Here is a 14,131-nt window from a genome sequence, read left to right as displayed (position 1 = left end):
TTAGACCTTACGGGTAGTTGTACGGGGAGCGCTGGCCGAATCTCGCGTCCCGCGCAACACGTCGGTGGCTCGGGTCGCTCCGCGGCCAGCACTCCCAAAAACGCCTGCGATGGGTAGTCTTCGCAGGGTGAAAGCCTTGCGTCGGTTCACCGTCCGTGCCCACCTCCCCGCCAGGCTGGCCGCCCTCGAGCCGCTGTCGACGAACCTGCGCTGGTCCTGGCACCCGGAGACCCAGGACCTGTTCGGCCGGATCGACCCCGCGCTGTGGACGCGGGTCCGCCACGACCCGATCCGGATGCTCGGCGAGGTGTCGCCCGCCCGCCTGGACGAGCTCGCGATCGACGGGGACTTCGTCGCCGAGCTCGACCGGCTCGAGCGGGACCTGGACACCTATCTCGGGCAGCCGCGCTGGTACCAGAACCAGCAGGCGAAGGGCGCCGACCTGGCCGGTGGGATCGCCTACTTCTCAATGGAGTTCGGGGTCAGCGAGGTGCTCCCGAACTACTCGGGTGGGCTCGGGATCCTGGCGGGGGACCACCTCAAGGCCGCCTCGGACCTCGGTGTGCCGCTGATCGCGGTCGGCCTGCTCTACCGGTCCGGGTACTTCCGCCAGTCGCTGACCGCGGACGGCTGGCAGGCCGAGCACTATCCCGCGCTGGACCCACAGGGCCTTCCGTTGCGGCTGCTCACCGAGCCCGGGTCCGGGGCGCCGGTGCTGTTGCGGGTGGCGATGCCGGGCAACCGGGTGCTGCGGGCCAGGGTGTGGATCGCGCAGGTGGGACGGGTGCCGCTGTTGCTGCTCGACTCGGACATCGCGGAGAACGACCCGGAGCTGCGCGGGGTGACGGACCGGCTGTACGGCGGCGACCAGGACCACCGGATCAAGCAGGAGATCCTGGCGGGAATCGGTGGCGTGCGCGCGGTGCGCGCGTACACCCATTCGCTTGGCCTGGCCGATCCCGAGGTCTTCCACATGAACGAGGGGCACGCGGGTTTTCTCGGGGTGGAACGGATTCGGGAACTGATCACCGGGTCCGGTCTGGACTTCGAGTCGGCGCTCGCCGCGGTGCGGGCGGGCACGGTGTTCACCACGCACACCCCGGTACCTGCCGGGATCGACCGGTTCCCGGTGGACCTCGTCCGGCACTACTTCGGCGGGGTCCACGGCGAGAACGAGTCCGCCCTGCTACCCGGGCTGACGGTGGACCGGATCATCGACCTCGGCCGCGAGAACGACCCGTCGGTGTTCAACATGGCGCACATGGGCCTGCGCCTCGGCCAGCGCGCCAACGGCGTCTCGAAGCTGCACGGGATCGTCAGCCGGGAGATGTTCAACGGACTGTGGCCGGGGTTCGACGCCGACGAGGTGCCGATCGGCTCGGTGACCAACGGCGTCCACGCGCCGACCTGGGCGGCCCGCGAGTGGATGGACCTGGCCCGCCGCGCGGTCGGACCCGAGCTGGTCGAGGAGGCTCGTGGCTGGGAGCGACTGCAGGAGATCGCGCCCACCGACCTGTGGTCGACGCGCAACACGCTGCGCGAGCAGCTGGTGCAGGAGGTCCGCAGGCGGGTCCGCGCGTCATGGCTCGAACGTGGTGCCACCGACGCCGAACTCGGTTGGGTCTCCGGTGTTTTCGATCCCGAGGTGCTGACCGTCGGATTCGCCCGGCGGGTCCCGACTTACAAGCGGCTGACCCTGATGCTGCGCGATCCGGGCCGGCTGCGGGCGATGCTGCTCGACCCGGAGCGGCCGGTGCAGCTCGTGGTGGCGGGCAAGAGTCACCCCGCAGACGAGGGCGGCAAGGCGCTGATCCAGCAGGTGGTGCGCTTCGCGGACGACCCCGAGGTCCGACACCGGATCGTGTTCCTGCCCGACTACGACATGTCGATGGCCCGGTACCTGTACTGGGGCTGTGACGTGTGGCTGAACAACCCGCTGCGCCCGCTCGAGGCCTGCGGCACGTCGGGGATGAAGTCGGCACTCAACGGCGGCCTGAACCTGTCCATCCGCGACGGCTGGTGGGACGAGATGTTCGACGGCGAGAACGGCTGGGCGATCCCCACCGCGGACGGGGTGACCGACGAGGTGCGTCGCGACGACCTCGAGGCCGGCGCCATGTACGAGCTGCTGGAGCGCTCGGTGCTGCCGAAGTTCTACGACCGCGACGCGGACGGGGTCCCGGCCCGCTGGGTGCAGATGGTCCGGCACACGCTGCAGCACCTGGGCCCGAAGGTGTTGGCGTCGAGGATGGTTCGCGACTACGTCGTCGACTACTACGCGCCCGCCGCCCGGTCCGCGCGGGTCGCGGTCGCGGACGGATTCGCCGCGGCGCGGCAGGTCGCCGAGTATCGCGGCCGGGTCGAGGCCGCCTGGCCCGACGTGCGGGTGGTGCAGGTCGACAGCTCCGGGCTGCCGGACACCCCGGTGATCGGCGCGGCCCTGTCGCTGCGCGCGTACCTGCGGCTCGGCGGTCTGGCCGTCTCGGAGGTGACGGTGCAGGCGGTGCTCGGCCGCGTCGGGGCGGACGAGGAACTCACCGATGTCGTCACCGTGCCGATGCGGCACGCGGGCTCGGACGAGCTCGGTGAGCTGTTCGTCGCCGACACCTCCGTGCCGCTGTCGGGTTCGGTGGGATACACCGTTCGGGTGCTGCCGCATCATCCGCTGCTCGCGAGCGATGCGGAGCCGGCGCTGGTCGCGGAGCCGCACCTCTAGCAGGATCGCGGGGTCGGCCGACAAGGCGCCGCGCCGCGTCCGGCCACGGATGGGCGCGAACTCGGTGTGGGAACGGACGGCGGCGTGGACAATGAAAGGCGTGGCGCCGGGAGCGGGATCGAGTGCACACCCGAGCAGGGCCGAGCGCGCGGAGCGAGGTCGCGCCGCGCGCCGGGAGACGCCGTTCGCCGCACTCGCGGAGCACCATCCCGACGCGGCGCGTGATCCGCTCGGCCTGCTCGAGAAACAGGCGGCGCCCCGGATCCCGCAGCTCGTCCCGGTTCGATACGGGCGGATGGCGACCTCCGCGTTCGCCTTCTTCCGCGGCGCCGCCCTCGTCATGGCGGACGATCTCTCGCGCACCCCGGCCACGGGCCTGAACACCCACCTGTGCGGTGACGCGCACCTGAGCAATTTCGGGATCTACGCGACACCGGAACGCAGGCTGGCTTTCGACATCAACGACTTCGACGAAACCTATCCCGGTCCCTTCGAGTGGGACGTCAAGCGGTTGGTAGCCAGCCTCGAGGTCGCGTCGCGGGACACCGGCTTCAGCCACAAGCAGCGGGCCAGGGTCACCCGGGCGTGCGCCGCCGAGTACCGGGAGACGATGGCACTGCAGGCGGAGCGGGGCACCCTGGCGGTGTGGTACTCCCACATCGAACCCACCGAGGAAATGGTGGAGCTGGCCGATCAACTGGATTCGTCGTCGAGCAAGCGAATGCGCAAGACGCTGGAGAAGTCGTGGAGCCGCGACAGCGTCCAGGCGCTGGGGAAGCTGACCACGGTGGTCGACGGCAAACGGACGATCCTCAGCAACCCGCCCCTGCTGGTCCCGATCGAGGAGGTCTTCGCCGACGCGGATGCCGTCGAGCTGTATCGCGAACTGCGACAGCGGCTGAGCGACTACAGCTCGACGCTGCAGTGGGACCGCCGGGTGCCGCTCCAGCAGTTCGAGTTGGTCCAGGTGGCGCGCAAGGTGGTCGGGGTGGGCAGCGTCGGAACGCGGTCCTGGATCGTCCTGCTGCGCGGCGTCGACGACGAGGACCCGCTGTTCCTGCAGGCCAAGGAGGCGGTGCCGTCCGTGCTGTCGGGGTACCTCGAGGGGCCCTCGTTCGAGAGAGAGGGCGAGCGGGTGGTGCACGGTCAGCGGCTGATGCAGGCCGCCAGCGACATCTTCCTCGGGTGGCAGCAGGGCGTCGGGGTGGACGGCGTGCGGCGCGACTACTATCTCCGGCAGTTGCGAGATGGCAAGGGATCAGCGGTGATCGAGGCGATGACGCCCACGGGAATGACACTGTACGGGCGCCTGTGTGGCCGCGCGCTGGCCTATGCGCATGCCCGGGCGGGCGACCGGATCGCGATCGCCGAGTACCTCGGGTCCAGCGCCGAGTTCGACGAGGCCGTCACGGCGTTCGCGCAGTCCTACGCAGCGCAGACCGCTCACGATCACGCGGCGTTGCTCGGGGCGATCGCCGATGGGCGGATCGTCGCGCGGTCCGGACTCTGACGTGGCCCGCTCGGTGAACCCCGGCAGGAATCGGCGCTGGTGGGCCAGGACGGCGTTCGCGGCGGCCGTGTCCGCGGCCGTCGTCCCGATCGTGGCCGCGGGCCTGCTGAGCACACTGGTGCTGCTGGCCACCGGCATCGGCGGGGTCGCGGTGATGGTGGCCGCGCTGTACTGGTTCCTCACCCATCGCGGTGTGCCGCGGTGGATCTGGCTGGGAGTGGCCGTGCTCGTCCCGATCGCGGTCCTGTCCGCGTTCGTGAGCGCGAACCTGCTGTGGGTGGTGCTGGTCTCGTACGCGCTCGTGCTCCTCGCGGCCCTGTGTGCCCGCATCGCGCTGGAAGAGGAGCGCGCCGAGTCCGAGATGGACGAGCGCCCCGTCCCGCCGCCCCGGCATCCCTTTCTGGTGATGAATCCGCACTCGGGTGGCGGCAAGGTGGTCAGGTTCGGTCTGCAGCGCAAGGCCGAGGAACTCGGCGCGGAGGTCGCCCTGCTCGAGGGGCCGGGCACCGTCGATGTCGAGGCGCTGGCCCGCGATGCGGTGCGGAGAGGGGCCGACCTGCTCGGGGTGGCGGGCGGGGACGGAACCCAGGCACTCGTCGCCGGGGTCGCCGCCGAACACGACCTACCGTTCCTGGTGATCAGCGCGGGCACGCGCAATCACTTCGCGCTGGATCTCGGGCTCGATCGAGACGATCCGGCCGCGGGCCTCGATGCGTTGCGGGACGGCGTCGAGGTCCGCGTCGACCTCGGCGAGATCGATGGGCGCACCTTCGTCAACAACGCCTCCTTCGGGGTGTACGCCGAGGTGGTGCAGAGTCCGGCGTACCGGGAGGACAAGACCGGGACCGTGCTCCGGATGCTGCCGGACCTGCTGGGTGGGAGCGCGGGCGCGCGCCTGACCGCCCGAACGGGCGGCCTTACGGTCGAGGGCCCGCAGGCGGTGCTGGTGAGCAACGGTCCCTACCAGACAAGTGACCTCGCGGGCCTCGGCCGGCGTGCGCGCCTGGACCGCGGAGTCCTCGGGGTCGTGACGGTGGCGGTGGAGGGCGCGCGCCAGGCCGTCGGATTGCTCAATCGGGCGCACGAACGCGGCATGACCCAGCACACGGCCCTCGAGGTGACCGTCGACGCCGACGCGCCGGAGATACCCGTCGGCGTCGACGGCGAATCGCTCCTGCTCGCCACGCCGGTGCGGTGCACCGTCAGGCCGGGTGCGTTGCGCGTGCGGTTGCCGAGGAACCGCCCGGGGGTGCCACCCTTCAAGGTGGCGGTCGACTGGGTTCGGCTTCGCGCGCTGGCGGGGTGGTCCCACCGGCCGGTGTAGGCCAACTCCGGCAGGCGACCGGAGGCATGGCGGCCGCGGGCTCAGCCGGCCGTGAGCCTCGCGAGGGCCTTGCGCACGACCTCTGGGTCGGAGGTCTCCCAGAAGGGCGGCAGCGAGGCGCGCAGGTAGCCGCCGTAGCGGGCCGTCGCGAGCCGCGAGTCCAGCATCGCGATCACGCCGCGGTCGTCGACGCTGCGCAGTAGTCGCCCGACGCCCTGCGCCAGCAGCAGCGCCGCGTGGTTCCCGGCGACCGCGAGGAAGCCGTTGCCACCGCGCGACTCGACCGCGCGCTGGCGCGCCACCAGCAGCGGATCGTCCGGCCGGGGGAACGGGATCCGGTCCAGGATCACCAGGCTCAGCGACCGGCCGGGCACGTCCACGCCCTGCCACAGCGACAGCGTGCCGAACAGTGAGGTGGCCTCGTCCTCGGCGAACTTGCGGACCAGCTGACCGGTGGCATCGTCGCCCTGGCACAGCACCGGGGTGTCGAGGCGCTCGCGCATCACCTCGGCGGCCGCCTTCGCGGCGCGCATCGAGGAGAACAGGCCCAGGGTGCGGCCGCCTGCCGCGGTCACCAACTCGGCGATCTCGTCGAGGTAACTCTGCGCCAACCCGTCGCGTCCGGGGGCGGGCAGGTGCTTGGCCACGTACAGGATTCCCGCCTTGGCGTGGTCGAACGGTGAGCCCACGTCGAGCGAGTTCCATCGGATGCTCGCCTCGTCCGCCGGCGCCTCTGTACCCGTCGCCATGGCCGGATCGATGCGGGAGCCGGACTCGGCGGGCAGGCCCCAGTTCACCGCGAGCCCGTCGAAGGATCCGCCGACCGTCAGGGTCGCCGAGGTGAGCACCACCGTCGACTCCGCGAACAGCCGCGACCGCAGCAATCCACCGACCGACAGCGGCGCCATCCGCACGAGCTTGCCGCGCCGCTCCTCGTCCGCGAGCCAGACGACGTCCTTGCGCTTGGCCGGGTCCGGTTCGTCGAACGCGGTGAGCACGCGGACGGCGTTGTCGTGAACCTCGTCGACGGCTGCGAGCGCCGCGTTGCGGGCGGCGGCCGCCTCGGGGTCGGTGGCGTTCATCCCCGGCCGCGCCGGGCCGATCGCGGTGCGCACCGCCCACGCCGCGTCGCGGACGGCGGCCAGTGCGTGGCCCGCGCCGTCGGGCAGTGCCTCCCACCGGCCGGCGTGAAGCTCCTCGAGCACCGCGTCCCAGCCCTCCGCGGAGGCCTCGAACCGGTCCGCATCCTGCTCTTCCACGAGCTTGACGCACCTGCGCGCGGCGGCGCTGATGGTTGAGGGTGCGAGCTCCGCGGTGGCAACCCCCGTCACCCGGTCGACCAGTTCGTGCGCCTCGTCGATGACCACGACGTCGTGCTCGGGCAGGACAGCGATGCCGGTGATCGCGTCGATCGCGAGCATCGCATGGTTGGTGACCACCACGTCGACCTTCGAGGCCTCGGTCCGCGCCCGCTCCGCGAAGCAGTCCTCGCCGACCGGGCAGCTCGATTTGCCCAGGCACTCGCGCGAGGTGACGCTGACCTGGCGCCAGGACTGATCGCTCACCCCGGGCACCAGCTCGTCCCGGTCGCCGGTCTCGGTGTCGGAGGACCACCTGGTCAGCCGCTGCACCTCGCGGCCGAGCCGGGAGATGGCGAACGCGTCGAACAGCTCCGCCGACTCCGCGGTGTCTTCTGACGCCCCGGTGTGGATCTTGTTCAGGCACAGGTAGTTGTTGCGGCCCTTGAGGATCGCGAACTCCGGCCGCCTGCCCAGCGAGCCCTCGAGGGCATCGGACAGGCGGGGCAGGTCGCGGTCCACGAGCTGGCGCTGCAGCGCGATGGTGGCGGTGGAGATGACCACGGTGCGGCCGCTCTCGACCGCGTGCCGGATGCTGGGCACCAGGTAGGCGAGCGACTTACCGGTGCCGGTACCCGCCTGCACGGCGAGGTGCTCGCCGGTGTCGATGGCGTGCGCGACCGCCGACGCCATGGTCAGCTGGTTCGTGCGTTCGGCGCCGCCCAACGCCTGCACCGCCACGGAGAGCAGGTCGGGCACATTGGGGAGTTCAGGCACCGACCAAGGCTACTGTGCCCCGCCGTCAGTTCGCCGCAGCGACCTGTCCCACCGGGGTGACGCCCGCCTCGCGGAGCCGCTCGAGCACCGCCGGCACGGTGTCGGGGGACACCGCGGCCGTGTACCGCAGCAGCACCCTGGTCTCGAAGCCCTCCCGCGCCGCGTCGAGCGCGGTCGCGCGGACGCAGTGGTCGGTGGCGATCCCCACCACGTCGACGGAGTCGATCGCCCGCGCCCGCAGCCAGGCCGACAGCGAACCCCCGGACGTCGAGGTCCCCTCGAACCCGGAGTAGGCGGCCGAGTGGGCGCCCTTCGAGAACACCGCCTCGACGGGATTCAGATCCAGCGCCGGATGGAAGTCGGCGCCGGGCGTGCCGACCCGGCAGTGCGGCGGCCAGCTGTCCACGTAGTCGGGGTCCGACGAGAAATGCGCGCCGGGGTCCACGTGGTAGTCCCTGGTCGCGACGACCGCGTCGTAGTCGCGCCCCGCCTCCGAGGCGATGTACCCCGAGATCGCCTTCGCCACGGCGCCACCCCCCGCCACGGCCAGCGATCCGCCCTCGCAGAAATCGTTCTGCACGTCGACGATGATCAGTGCTCTGCTCATGGCGCCTCCTCTAGCTCAGGAATCGGGTCGGGATGGCCGCCTCGTCGCCGTGCGAGAGCTTCAGGCCCTCCCACGGCAGGCTCACCAGACCCTTCGCCACCAGGTCGCGGCTGTCGGTGAGGGTCGGCAGCCCCGCCACCCGCTCGCCGCCCCGGATCATCGGGGTCAGCAGCTCGCGCGGGATCAGCCGGCCGGACTCGGGGACAGGGTTGCCCATCGGGTAGGCGACCTCCTCGACCACGGTGCCGCTGGGCCGGGCGAATCGGACCGCGGCCTTGGTCCCGCCGCGCGAGGCCTTGTCGGCGCTGCGCTTGGCCACCGGGATCCCCTCCACCTCCACCAGCTTGTAGACCATTCCCGCCGTGGGTGCGCCCGAGCCGGTGACGAGGGCGGTCCCCACCCCATAAGTGTCCACCGGTTCGGCCCGCAGCGCCGCGATCGAGTACTCGTCCAGGTCACCCGAGACGACGATCTTGGTCTCGGTTGCGCCCAGCTCGTCGAGCTGCTTGCGCACCTGGCGGGCCCACTCGCCGAGATCGCCGGAATCGAGCCGGACACCGCCGAGCTCCGGGCCCGCGACAGCGATGGCGGTCTTCACCCCCTCGGTGATGTCGTAGGTGTCCACCAGCAGGGTGGTGCCGAGGCCCAGCGCCGCGATCTGGCCGCGGAAGGCCGCGGCCTCGTCGGGCCCGTCGGGGGTGTTGTGCAACAGCGTGAACGCGTGCGCACTGGTGCCCGCGCCGGGCACGCCGTAGCGGCGGACGGCCTCCAGATTCGAGGTGGCCGTGAAGCCGGCCAGGTAGGCCGCACGCGAGCAGGCGACCGCGGATTCCTCGTGCGCGCGCCGCGAGCCCATCTCGATCATCGGCCGGCCCGCCGAGGCGCTGACCATGCGCGCCGCGGCGGAGGCGATCGCGCTGTCGTGGTTGAGGATCGAGAGCGTCAAGGTCTCCAGGAGCACGCATTCGGCGAAGGTGCCGCGCACCGAGAGGATCGGCGAGCCGGGGAAGTACAGCTCGCCCTCGCGGTAGCCGTCGATGTCGCCGGAGAAGCGGTAGTTCCGCAGCCAGTCCACCGTCTGCTCGTTGAGGAACCGGGACACGACGGCCAGTTCGGGTTCGCCGAACCGGAACCTGGCCAGCGCGTCCAGCAACCGGCCGATGCCGGCGACGACCCCGTATCGACGCCCGGCGGGCAGTCTGCGGGAGAAGACCTCGAAGCTGCAGCGGCGATCGGCGGAACCGTCGCCCAGGGCGGCCGAGAGCATCGTCAGCTCGTACTGGTCGGTGAGCAGCGCGGTGCTCGTATTCGGCTGGGACCAGACCGAGGCATCGTTCGTCACGCGCTCACCATACGAGTCTCGGGACCGAGATGCGGCGCGCGCCGTCCTGCGCCGGGAGGTTTTCTCTTTCCTGGGCACGTCGTACTCTTGAGTCATGGCCCAGTGCCCGACAACTATCCCGATGGCGAGGATGCCCGCAGCGTCGCCCCAGGTCACGCCGGCCGAATCCGAGGTCGAGGAGATCCTGGAAGCGGAGGACAAACCCTGGGTGACGGTCGTCTGGGACGATCCCGTGAACCTCATGCACTACGTGACCTTCATCTTCCAGAAGCTGTTCGGCTACAGCAAGGCGAGGGCCACCGACCTGATGATGCAGGTCCACAAGGAAGGCAAGGCCGTCGTCTCGTCCGGATCCCGCGACAAGATGGAGCACGATGTGAACCGTCTCCACCAGGCCGGGCTGTGGGCGACGATGCAGCGCGACAGCTAGCGGCCCACCAACCGACACCGAAAGGACCCGCAGGTACGCGACGTGCGCACATGGAGCCGAAAGAATTCGCTGGGGGGCGTGAAGATTCGCTCCGAGATGGACGCACGAGAGGCCTCGGTTCTCCGTTCGCTGGTCTCGTCGGTCCTCTCGTTGCTGGAGGATCGCGCCGCCGCGGCGCCGCAGGACGATCTCGCCGAGCTGACCGGCCTGCGCACCGGGAACAGTGACGCCCCAACGGATGCCGCGCTGGCCCGGCTGCTGCCCGACTTCTACCGGGCATCCGCGGATCGCTCCGGCACCGAGGCGCAGGGCACGAACCTCAATGCGGCACTGCGAAGTCTGCACGAACCGGAGATCATCGACGCGAAGCTGGCGGCGGGATCGGTGATCCTGCAGACCGTTCCCGCCGAGGGCGGCAAGGTCTCGCTCACCCCCGAGCAGGCCGACGCGTGGCTGGCCGGACTCAACGACGTCCGGCTCGCGCTGGGGACCACCATCGGGATCGACGCCGACACCCCGGACGAGCTGGATCCCGACGACCCGCGGGCGCCGCACCTGGACGTCTACCACTGGCTCACCTGGATGCAGGACTCCCTGGTGCAGGTCCTGGTCCCGTGACGGGCGCGGGGGTGCGGACGGGGCCGCGGAACTCGCTAGCCGACGTCGAGGGCCTGCTCGTCGGGCATCACCACGAGCTGGACCGGGACGCGAGCCTGGGTTCCGGCCGGGCGGCGGGGTGCACCGTCGTGCTGGCGCCCGGCGGGGCCACCGCGTCCGTCGACGTGCGGGGCGGTGGTCCGGGCACACGCGAGACCGACCTGCTCGACCCGAGCCACACCGTCCAGCGGGTCGACGCGGTGCTCCTGACCGGGGGCAGCGCCTACGGCCTGGCCGCCGCGGACGGGGTGATGCGCTGGCTCGAGGAGCACGGCCGCGGGATCCCGATGGACGCCGACGGTCACGTCGTGCCGATCGTGCCGGGGGCGGTGATCTTCGATCTGCCGGTGGGGGACTGGTCGGTGCGGCCGACCGCGGATCACGGCTTCCTCGCGGCGGAGGCGGCGGCCGTGGACTTCGCGGTCGGGTCGGTGGGCGCCGGGGTCGGTGCGCGTGCGGGGGTGCTCAAGGGCGGCGTCGGCACCGCCAGCATCGTGCTCGGCGCCGGGGCGGCCGAGGGCGTCACGGTTGCGGCGCTGATCGTCGCCAACCCCGTTGGCTCCGTGTTCGATCCGGGCACCGGCCTGCCGTGGGGTGTCGGGGTGTCCGAGGCAGCGGGTTGGGGGCTGCGGATCCCGGACCGTGCCGAGCTCGCCGCCGCGACCGCACTCGGGCAGAAGGGAACGGTGCTCAACACCACCATCGGGGTGGTGGCCACCGACGCCGGGCTGAGCAAGGCCGGGTGCAGACGCGTCGCCGTCGCGGGCCATGACGGCCTGGCCCGCGCGATCCGGCCCGCACACTCTCCGCTGGACGGGGACACCCTGTTCGCGCTCGCGACCGGAACCCGGGCGAGCGCGCCCCCAGAGGCGCCGATGCCCGCCGCCTTTCCGCCGGACCTGGCGGTCCTGGACTCGGTCTGCGCGGCCGCGGCCGACGCGGTGGAGCGGGCGATCGTCGGCGCGGTGCTCGCCGCGACGCCGGTCGCGGGAATACCGAGCTACCGGGAGCTGTTTCCGTCAGCATTCGACGTCTGAGCAGGGCGCACACATCGGGAGGCGCAGGTGTTGGTGATCAGATCCGACCTCGTCGAGGCCATGGTCGCGCATGCCCGCGCCGATCATCCCGACGAGGCCTGCGGCATCATCGCCGGTCCCGAGGGCAGCGATCGGCCGCTGCGACACGTCCCGATGATCAATGCCGAGCGCTCACCGACCTTCTACCGCTTCGACTCCGGCGAGCAGTTGCGGCTCTGGCGTGCGATGGAGGCGGCCGACGAGGAGCCCGTGGTGATCTACCACTCGCACACCGCGACCGAGGCGTACCCGAGTCGCACCGACATCTCCTTCGCGTCCGAGCCCGGCGCGCACTATGTGCTGATCTCCACCCGGGATCCGAGGGCGCACGAGCTTCGCAGCTACCGGATCGTCGACGGCGAGGTCACCGAGGAACCGGTCGAGGTCGTACCGAGCTACCCCTACGCGCAGAACCCACACTAGGAGCCCCGATGGCTGTCATCGTGTCCATTCCCACCATCCTCCGCAATCACACCGGCGGCGAGAAGCGGGTGCAGGCAACGGGTTCCACCCTCGCCGCGGTGATCGACGATCTCGAGGCGAACCATGCCGGGCTCAAGGACCGGCTGATCAACGACGGCAAGCTGCACCGGTTCGTCAACGTGTACGTCAACGACGAGGACGTGCGGTTCTCCGGCGGCCTCGAGACCGAGGTGGCCGACGGTGATTCGGTCACCATCCTGCCCGCGGTCGCCGGGGGCTGATCGCCGGTGGCCCGGTACGACTCGCTGATCGAAACCCTGGGCGACACACCGCTGGTCGGGCTGCCTCGGTTGTCGCCGCGATGGACCGGTGAATCGCCGGTGCGGCTGTGGGCCAAGCTGGAGGACCGCAATCCCACCGGCTCGGTGAAGGACCGGCCGGCCCTGCGGATGATCGAGCAGGCCGAGCGGGACGGACTGCTCACCCCCGGCGCCACCATCCTGGAGCCGACGAGCGGCAACACCGGGATCTCGCTGGCGATGGCGGCCAAGCTGAAGGGGTACCGGCTGGTGTGCGTGATGCCGGAGAACACCTCGATCGAGCGCAGGCAGATGATCACCATGTTCGGCGCCGAGATCATCGACTCGCCCGCGCGCGGCGGTTCCAACGAGGCGGTGGCCCGGGCGAAGTCGATTGCCGCCGAAAACCCCGACTGGGTGATGCTCTACCAGTACGGCAACCCGGCAAACCCGGCCGCGCACTACGAGGGCACCGGCCCGGAGCTGCTGCGCGACCTCCCGGAGATCACGCATTTCGTGGCCGGGCTCGGCACGACCGGCACCCTGATGGGCACCGGACGCTTTCTGCGCGAACACGTCCCGGGCATCGAGATCGTCGCCGCCGAGCCGCGCTACGGCGAACTCGTCTACGGCCTGCGCAACATCGACGAGGGCTTCATCCCCGAGCTGTACGACGAGTCGGTGCTGACGGCGAGGTTCTCGGTCGGGCCCTTCGACGCGGTGCGGCGGACGAGGGAACTGATCGAGCGGGAGGGCATCTTCGCGGGCGTCTCGACCGGGGCGGTCCTGCACGCGGCGCTCGGCGTGGCGGCCAAGGTGGTCAAGGCCGGTGGCCGTGCGGACATCGCCTTCATCGTGGCCGACGGCGGCTGGAAGTACCTGTCCACCGGTGCCTACGCCGGTACCCTCGAGGATGCGGAGGCGGCCCTCGAGGGGCAGCTGTGGGCGTGACGGAAAGAGGTTCGGCGTGAGCACCCCGGGTGACCCGTTCAAGTACACCGACCCCGCCCTGTCGGGGCCGTCGAGCCCGCCCGCGACCAGGCCGGCGGCCGAGCGCCCGATGTGGCAGCAGGCGGCCGCGGTCATCGGCGGCTTCGTCGTCGGCCTGTACGTCCTCGAGTTCATCGACATGCTCGTCAAGGGCAGCCTCGACAACGGCGGCATCGAGCCGCGGACCGTCGACGGTCTGTGGGGGATCGTCTTCGCGCCGGTGCTGCACGGCGGGTGGGCGCACCTGGTCGCGAACACGATCCCGTTGCTGGTCCTCGGATTCCTGGTGATGCTCTCGGGCATCGGCCGCGGGCTCGCGGCCACCGGCATCATCTGGGTGATCGGCGGCGTCGGGGTCTGGCTGTTCGGTTCGGTGAACAACCATCTCGGCGCCTCGGTGCTCGTGTTCGGTTGGCTCACCTACCTGATCAGCCGCGGCATCTTCACCCGGCATTTCGGGCAGATGGCCCTCGGGCTCGTCGTCCTGGTGATCTACGGCGGGGCGCTGTGGGGCGTGCTCCCCGGCCAGCCCGGGATCTCCTGGGAAGGGCATCTGTTCGGTGCGATCGGTGGCGTCGTCGCGGCCTGGGTGCTGGCGTCCGATGTCCGCAAGGCGCGCGAGGCGAAGGCGTTGAGCACGTAGCGAAGGCGCAGGTGTGACGCCCGGCGCAGCGGGAACCGT

13 protein-coding genes are annotated in these 14,131 nt (G+C 71.1%); 10 read left to right on the top strand and 3 right to left on the bottom strand.

Annotation, left to right across the window (positions count from 1 at the left end):
* The first annotated feature begins 127 nt into the window (after positions 1 to 127).
* From glgP to ACFQS9_RS23895, 3 genes are all read left to right on the top strand, one after another.
* Positions 128 to 2,716 carry an alpha-glucan family phosphorylase gene (glgP, locus tag ACFQS9_RS23905; protein WP_378409036.1) on the top strand — a complete coding sequence of 863 codons (2,589 nt, stop codon included), beginning with the start codon at positions 128 to 130 and terminating at the stop codon, positions 2,714 to 2,716.
* A 100-nt stretch (positions 2,717 to 2,816) separates the two neighbouring features.
* Complete coding sequence (locus ACFQS9_RS23900) at positions 2,817 to 4,226, top strand: DUF2252 domain-containing protein (protein WP_378409035.1); 1,410 nt, start codon at positions 2,817 to 2,819, stop codon at positions 4,224 to 4,226.
* Positions 4,195 to 5,550, top strand: coding sequence for a diacylglycerol/lipid kinase family protein (locus ACFQS9_RS23895; protein ID WP_378409034.1), 1,356 nt, complete (start codon positions 4,195 to 4,197; stop codon positions 5,548 to 5,550). Before ACFQS9_RS23900 ends, ACFQS9_RS23895 begins: the two co-directional genes overlap by 32 nt.
* Before the next feature lie 41 nt (positions 5,551 to 5,591).
* On the opposite strand, the gene ACFQS9_RS23890 is transcribed toward ACFQS9_RS23895, so the two are convergent.
* The 3 genes from ACFQS9_RS23890 to ACFQS9_RS23880 are packed head-to-tail and all read right to left on the bottom strand — an operon-like array spanning position 5,592 to position 9,670.
* Positions 5,592 to 7,625: an ATP-dependent DNA helicase gene (locus tag ACFQS9_RS23890; RefSeq protein ID WP_378409033.1), complete on the bottom strand. Its 2,034-nt coding sequence runs from the start codon at positions 7,623 to 7,625 to the stop codon at positions 5,592 to 5,594.
* A gap of 25 nt (positions 7,626 to 7,650) precedes the next feature.
* Entirely contained in the window at positions 7,651 to 8,232 is a 582-nt protein-coding gene (locus tag ACFQS9_RS23885; RefSeq protein WP_378409032.1) for an isochorismatase family protein, read from the bottom strand.
* A 10-nt stretch (positions 8,233 to 8,242) separates the two neighbouring features.
* On the bottom strand, positions 8,243 to 9,670 hold the full coding sequence (locus ACFQS9_RS23880; protein ID WP_378409031.1) for a nicotinate phosphoribosyltransferase: 1,428 nt from the start codon (positions 9,668 to 9,670) through the stop codon (positions 8,243 to 8,245).
* On the opposite strand from ACFQS9_RS23880, the gene clpS reads away from it, so the two are divergent.
* The 7 genes from clpS to ACFQS9_RS23845 all read left to right on the top strand — a co-directional run bounded on the left by clpS (position 9,669) and on the right by ACFQS9_RS23845 (position 14,092).
* Positions 9,669 to 10,004 carry an ATP-dependent Clp protease adapter ClpS gene (gene clpS, locus ACFQS9_RS23875; protein WP_077043788.1) on the top strand — a complete coding sequence of 112 codons (336 nt, stop codon included), beginning with the start codon at positions 9,669 to 9,671 and terminating at the stop codon, positions 10,002 to 10,004. The two genes, ACFQS9_RS23880 and clpS, sit on opposite strands and share 2 nt — an antisense overlap.
* A gap of 42 nt (positions 10,005 to 10,046) precedes the next feature.
* Complete coding sequence (gene aosR, locus ACFQS9_RS23870) at positions 10,047 to 10,622, top strand: oxidative stress transcriptional regulator AosR (RefSeq protein ID WP_378409030.1); 576 nt, start codon at positions 10,047 to 10,049, stop codon at positions 10,620 to 10,622.
* On the top strand, positions 10,619 to 11,698 hold the full coding sequence (locus ACFQS9_RS23865; RefSeq protein ID WP_378409029.1) for a P1 family peptidase: 1,080 nt from the start codon (positions 10,619 to 10,621) through the stop codon (positions 11,696 to 11,698). The genes aosR and ACFQS9_RS23865 overlap by 4 nt, the downstream gene beginning before the upstream one ends.
* A gap of 27 nt (positions 11,699 to 11,725) precedes the next feature.
* Positions 11,726 to 12,160, top strand: a complete 435-nt coding sequence (locus tag ACFQS9_RS23860) for a M67 family metallopeptidase (protein WP_378409028.1) — start codon at positions 11,726 to 11,728, stop codon at positions 12,158 to 12,160.
* 8 nt (positions 12,161 to 12,168) lie between these two features.
* Positions 12,169 to 12,441, top strand: coding sequence for a MoaD/ThiS family protein (locus tag ACFQS9_RS23855; protein ID WP_378409027.1), 273 nt, complete (start codon positions 12,169 to 12,171; stop codon positions 12,439 to 12,441).
* A gap of 6 nt (positions 12,442 to 12,447) precedes the next feature.
* Positions 12,448 to 13,410, top strand: a complete 963-nt coding sequence (locus ACFQS9_RS23850) for a PLP-dependent cysteine synthase family protein (RefSeq protein WP_378409026.1) — start codon at positions 12,448 to 12,450, stop codon at positions 13,408 to 13,410.
* Between the two features lie 109 nt (positions 13,411 to 13,519).
* Positions 13,520 to 14,092 (top strand): rhomboid family intramembrane serine protease, encoded by a 573-nt coding sequence (locus tag ACFQS9_RS23845; RefSeq protein ID WP_378409060.1) that lies wholly within the window; start codon positions 13,520 to 13,522, stop codon positions 14,090 to 14,092.
* Positions 14,093 to 14,131: the final 39 nt, after the last annotated feature.

The sequence above is a fragment of the Rhodococcus daqingensis genome, from assembly GCF_042665615.1.
Lineage (GTDB): Bacteria > Actinomycetota > Actinomycetes > Mycobacteriales > Mycobacteriaceae > Rhodococcus_G > Rhodococcus_G daqingensis.
This window is presented reverse-complemented; position numbering and strand designations above follow the sequence as displayed.

Coding starts and splice junctions, on each gene's coding strand:
- ACFQS9_RS23895 (WP_378409034.1), top strand. CDS start 4,195: ATGGGCGGATCGTCGCGCGGTCCGGACTCTGACGTGGCCCGCTCGGTG.
- ACFQS9_RS23885 (WP_378409032.1), bottom strand. CDS start 8,232: ATGAGCAGAGCACTGATCATCGTCGACGTGCAGAACGATTTCTGCGAG.
- clpS (WP_077043788.1), top strand. CDS start 9,669: ATGGCCCAGTGCCCGACAACTATCCCGATGGCGAGGATGCCCGCAGCG.
- ACFQS9_RS23880 (WP_378409031.1), bottom strand. CDS start 9,670: ATGACTCAAGAGTACGACGTGCCCAGGAAAGAGAAAACCTCCCGGCGC.
- ACFQS9_RS23855 (WP_378409027.1), top strand. CDS start 12,169: ATGGCTGTCATCGTGTCCATTCCCACCATCCTCCGCAATCACACCGGC.
- ACFQS9_RS23845 (WP_378409060.1), top strand. CDS start 13,520: ATGTGGCAGCAGGCGGCCGCGGTCATCGGCGGCTTCGTCGTCGGCCTG.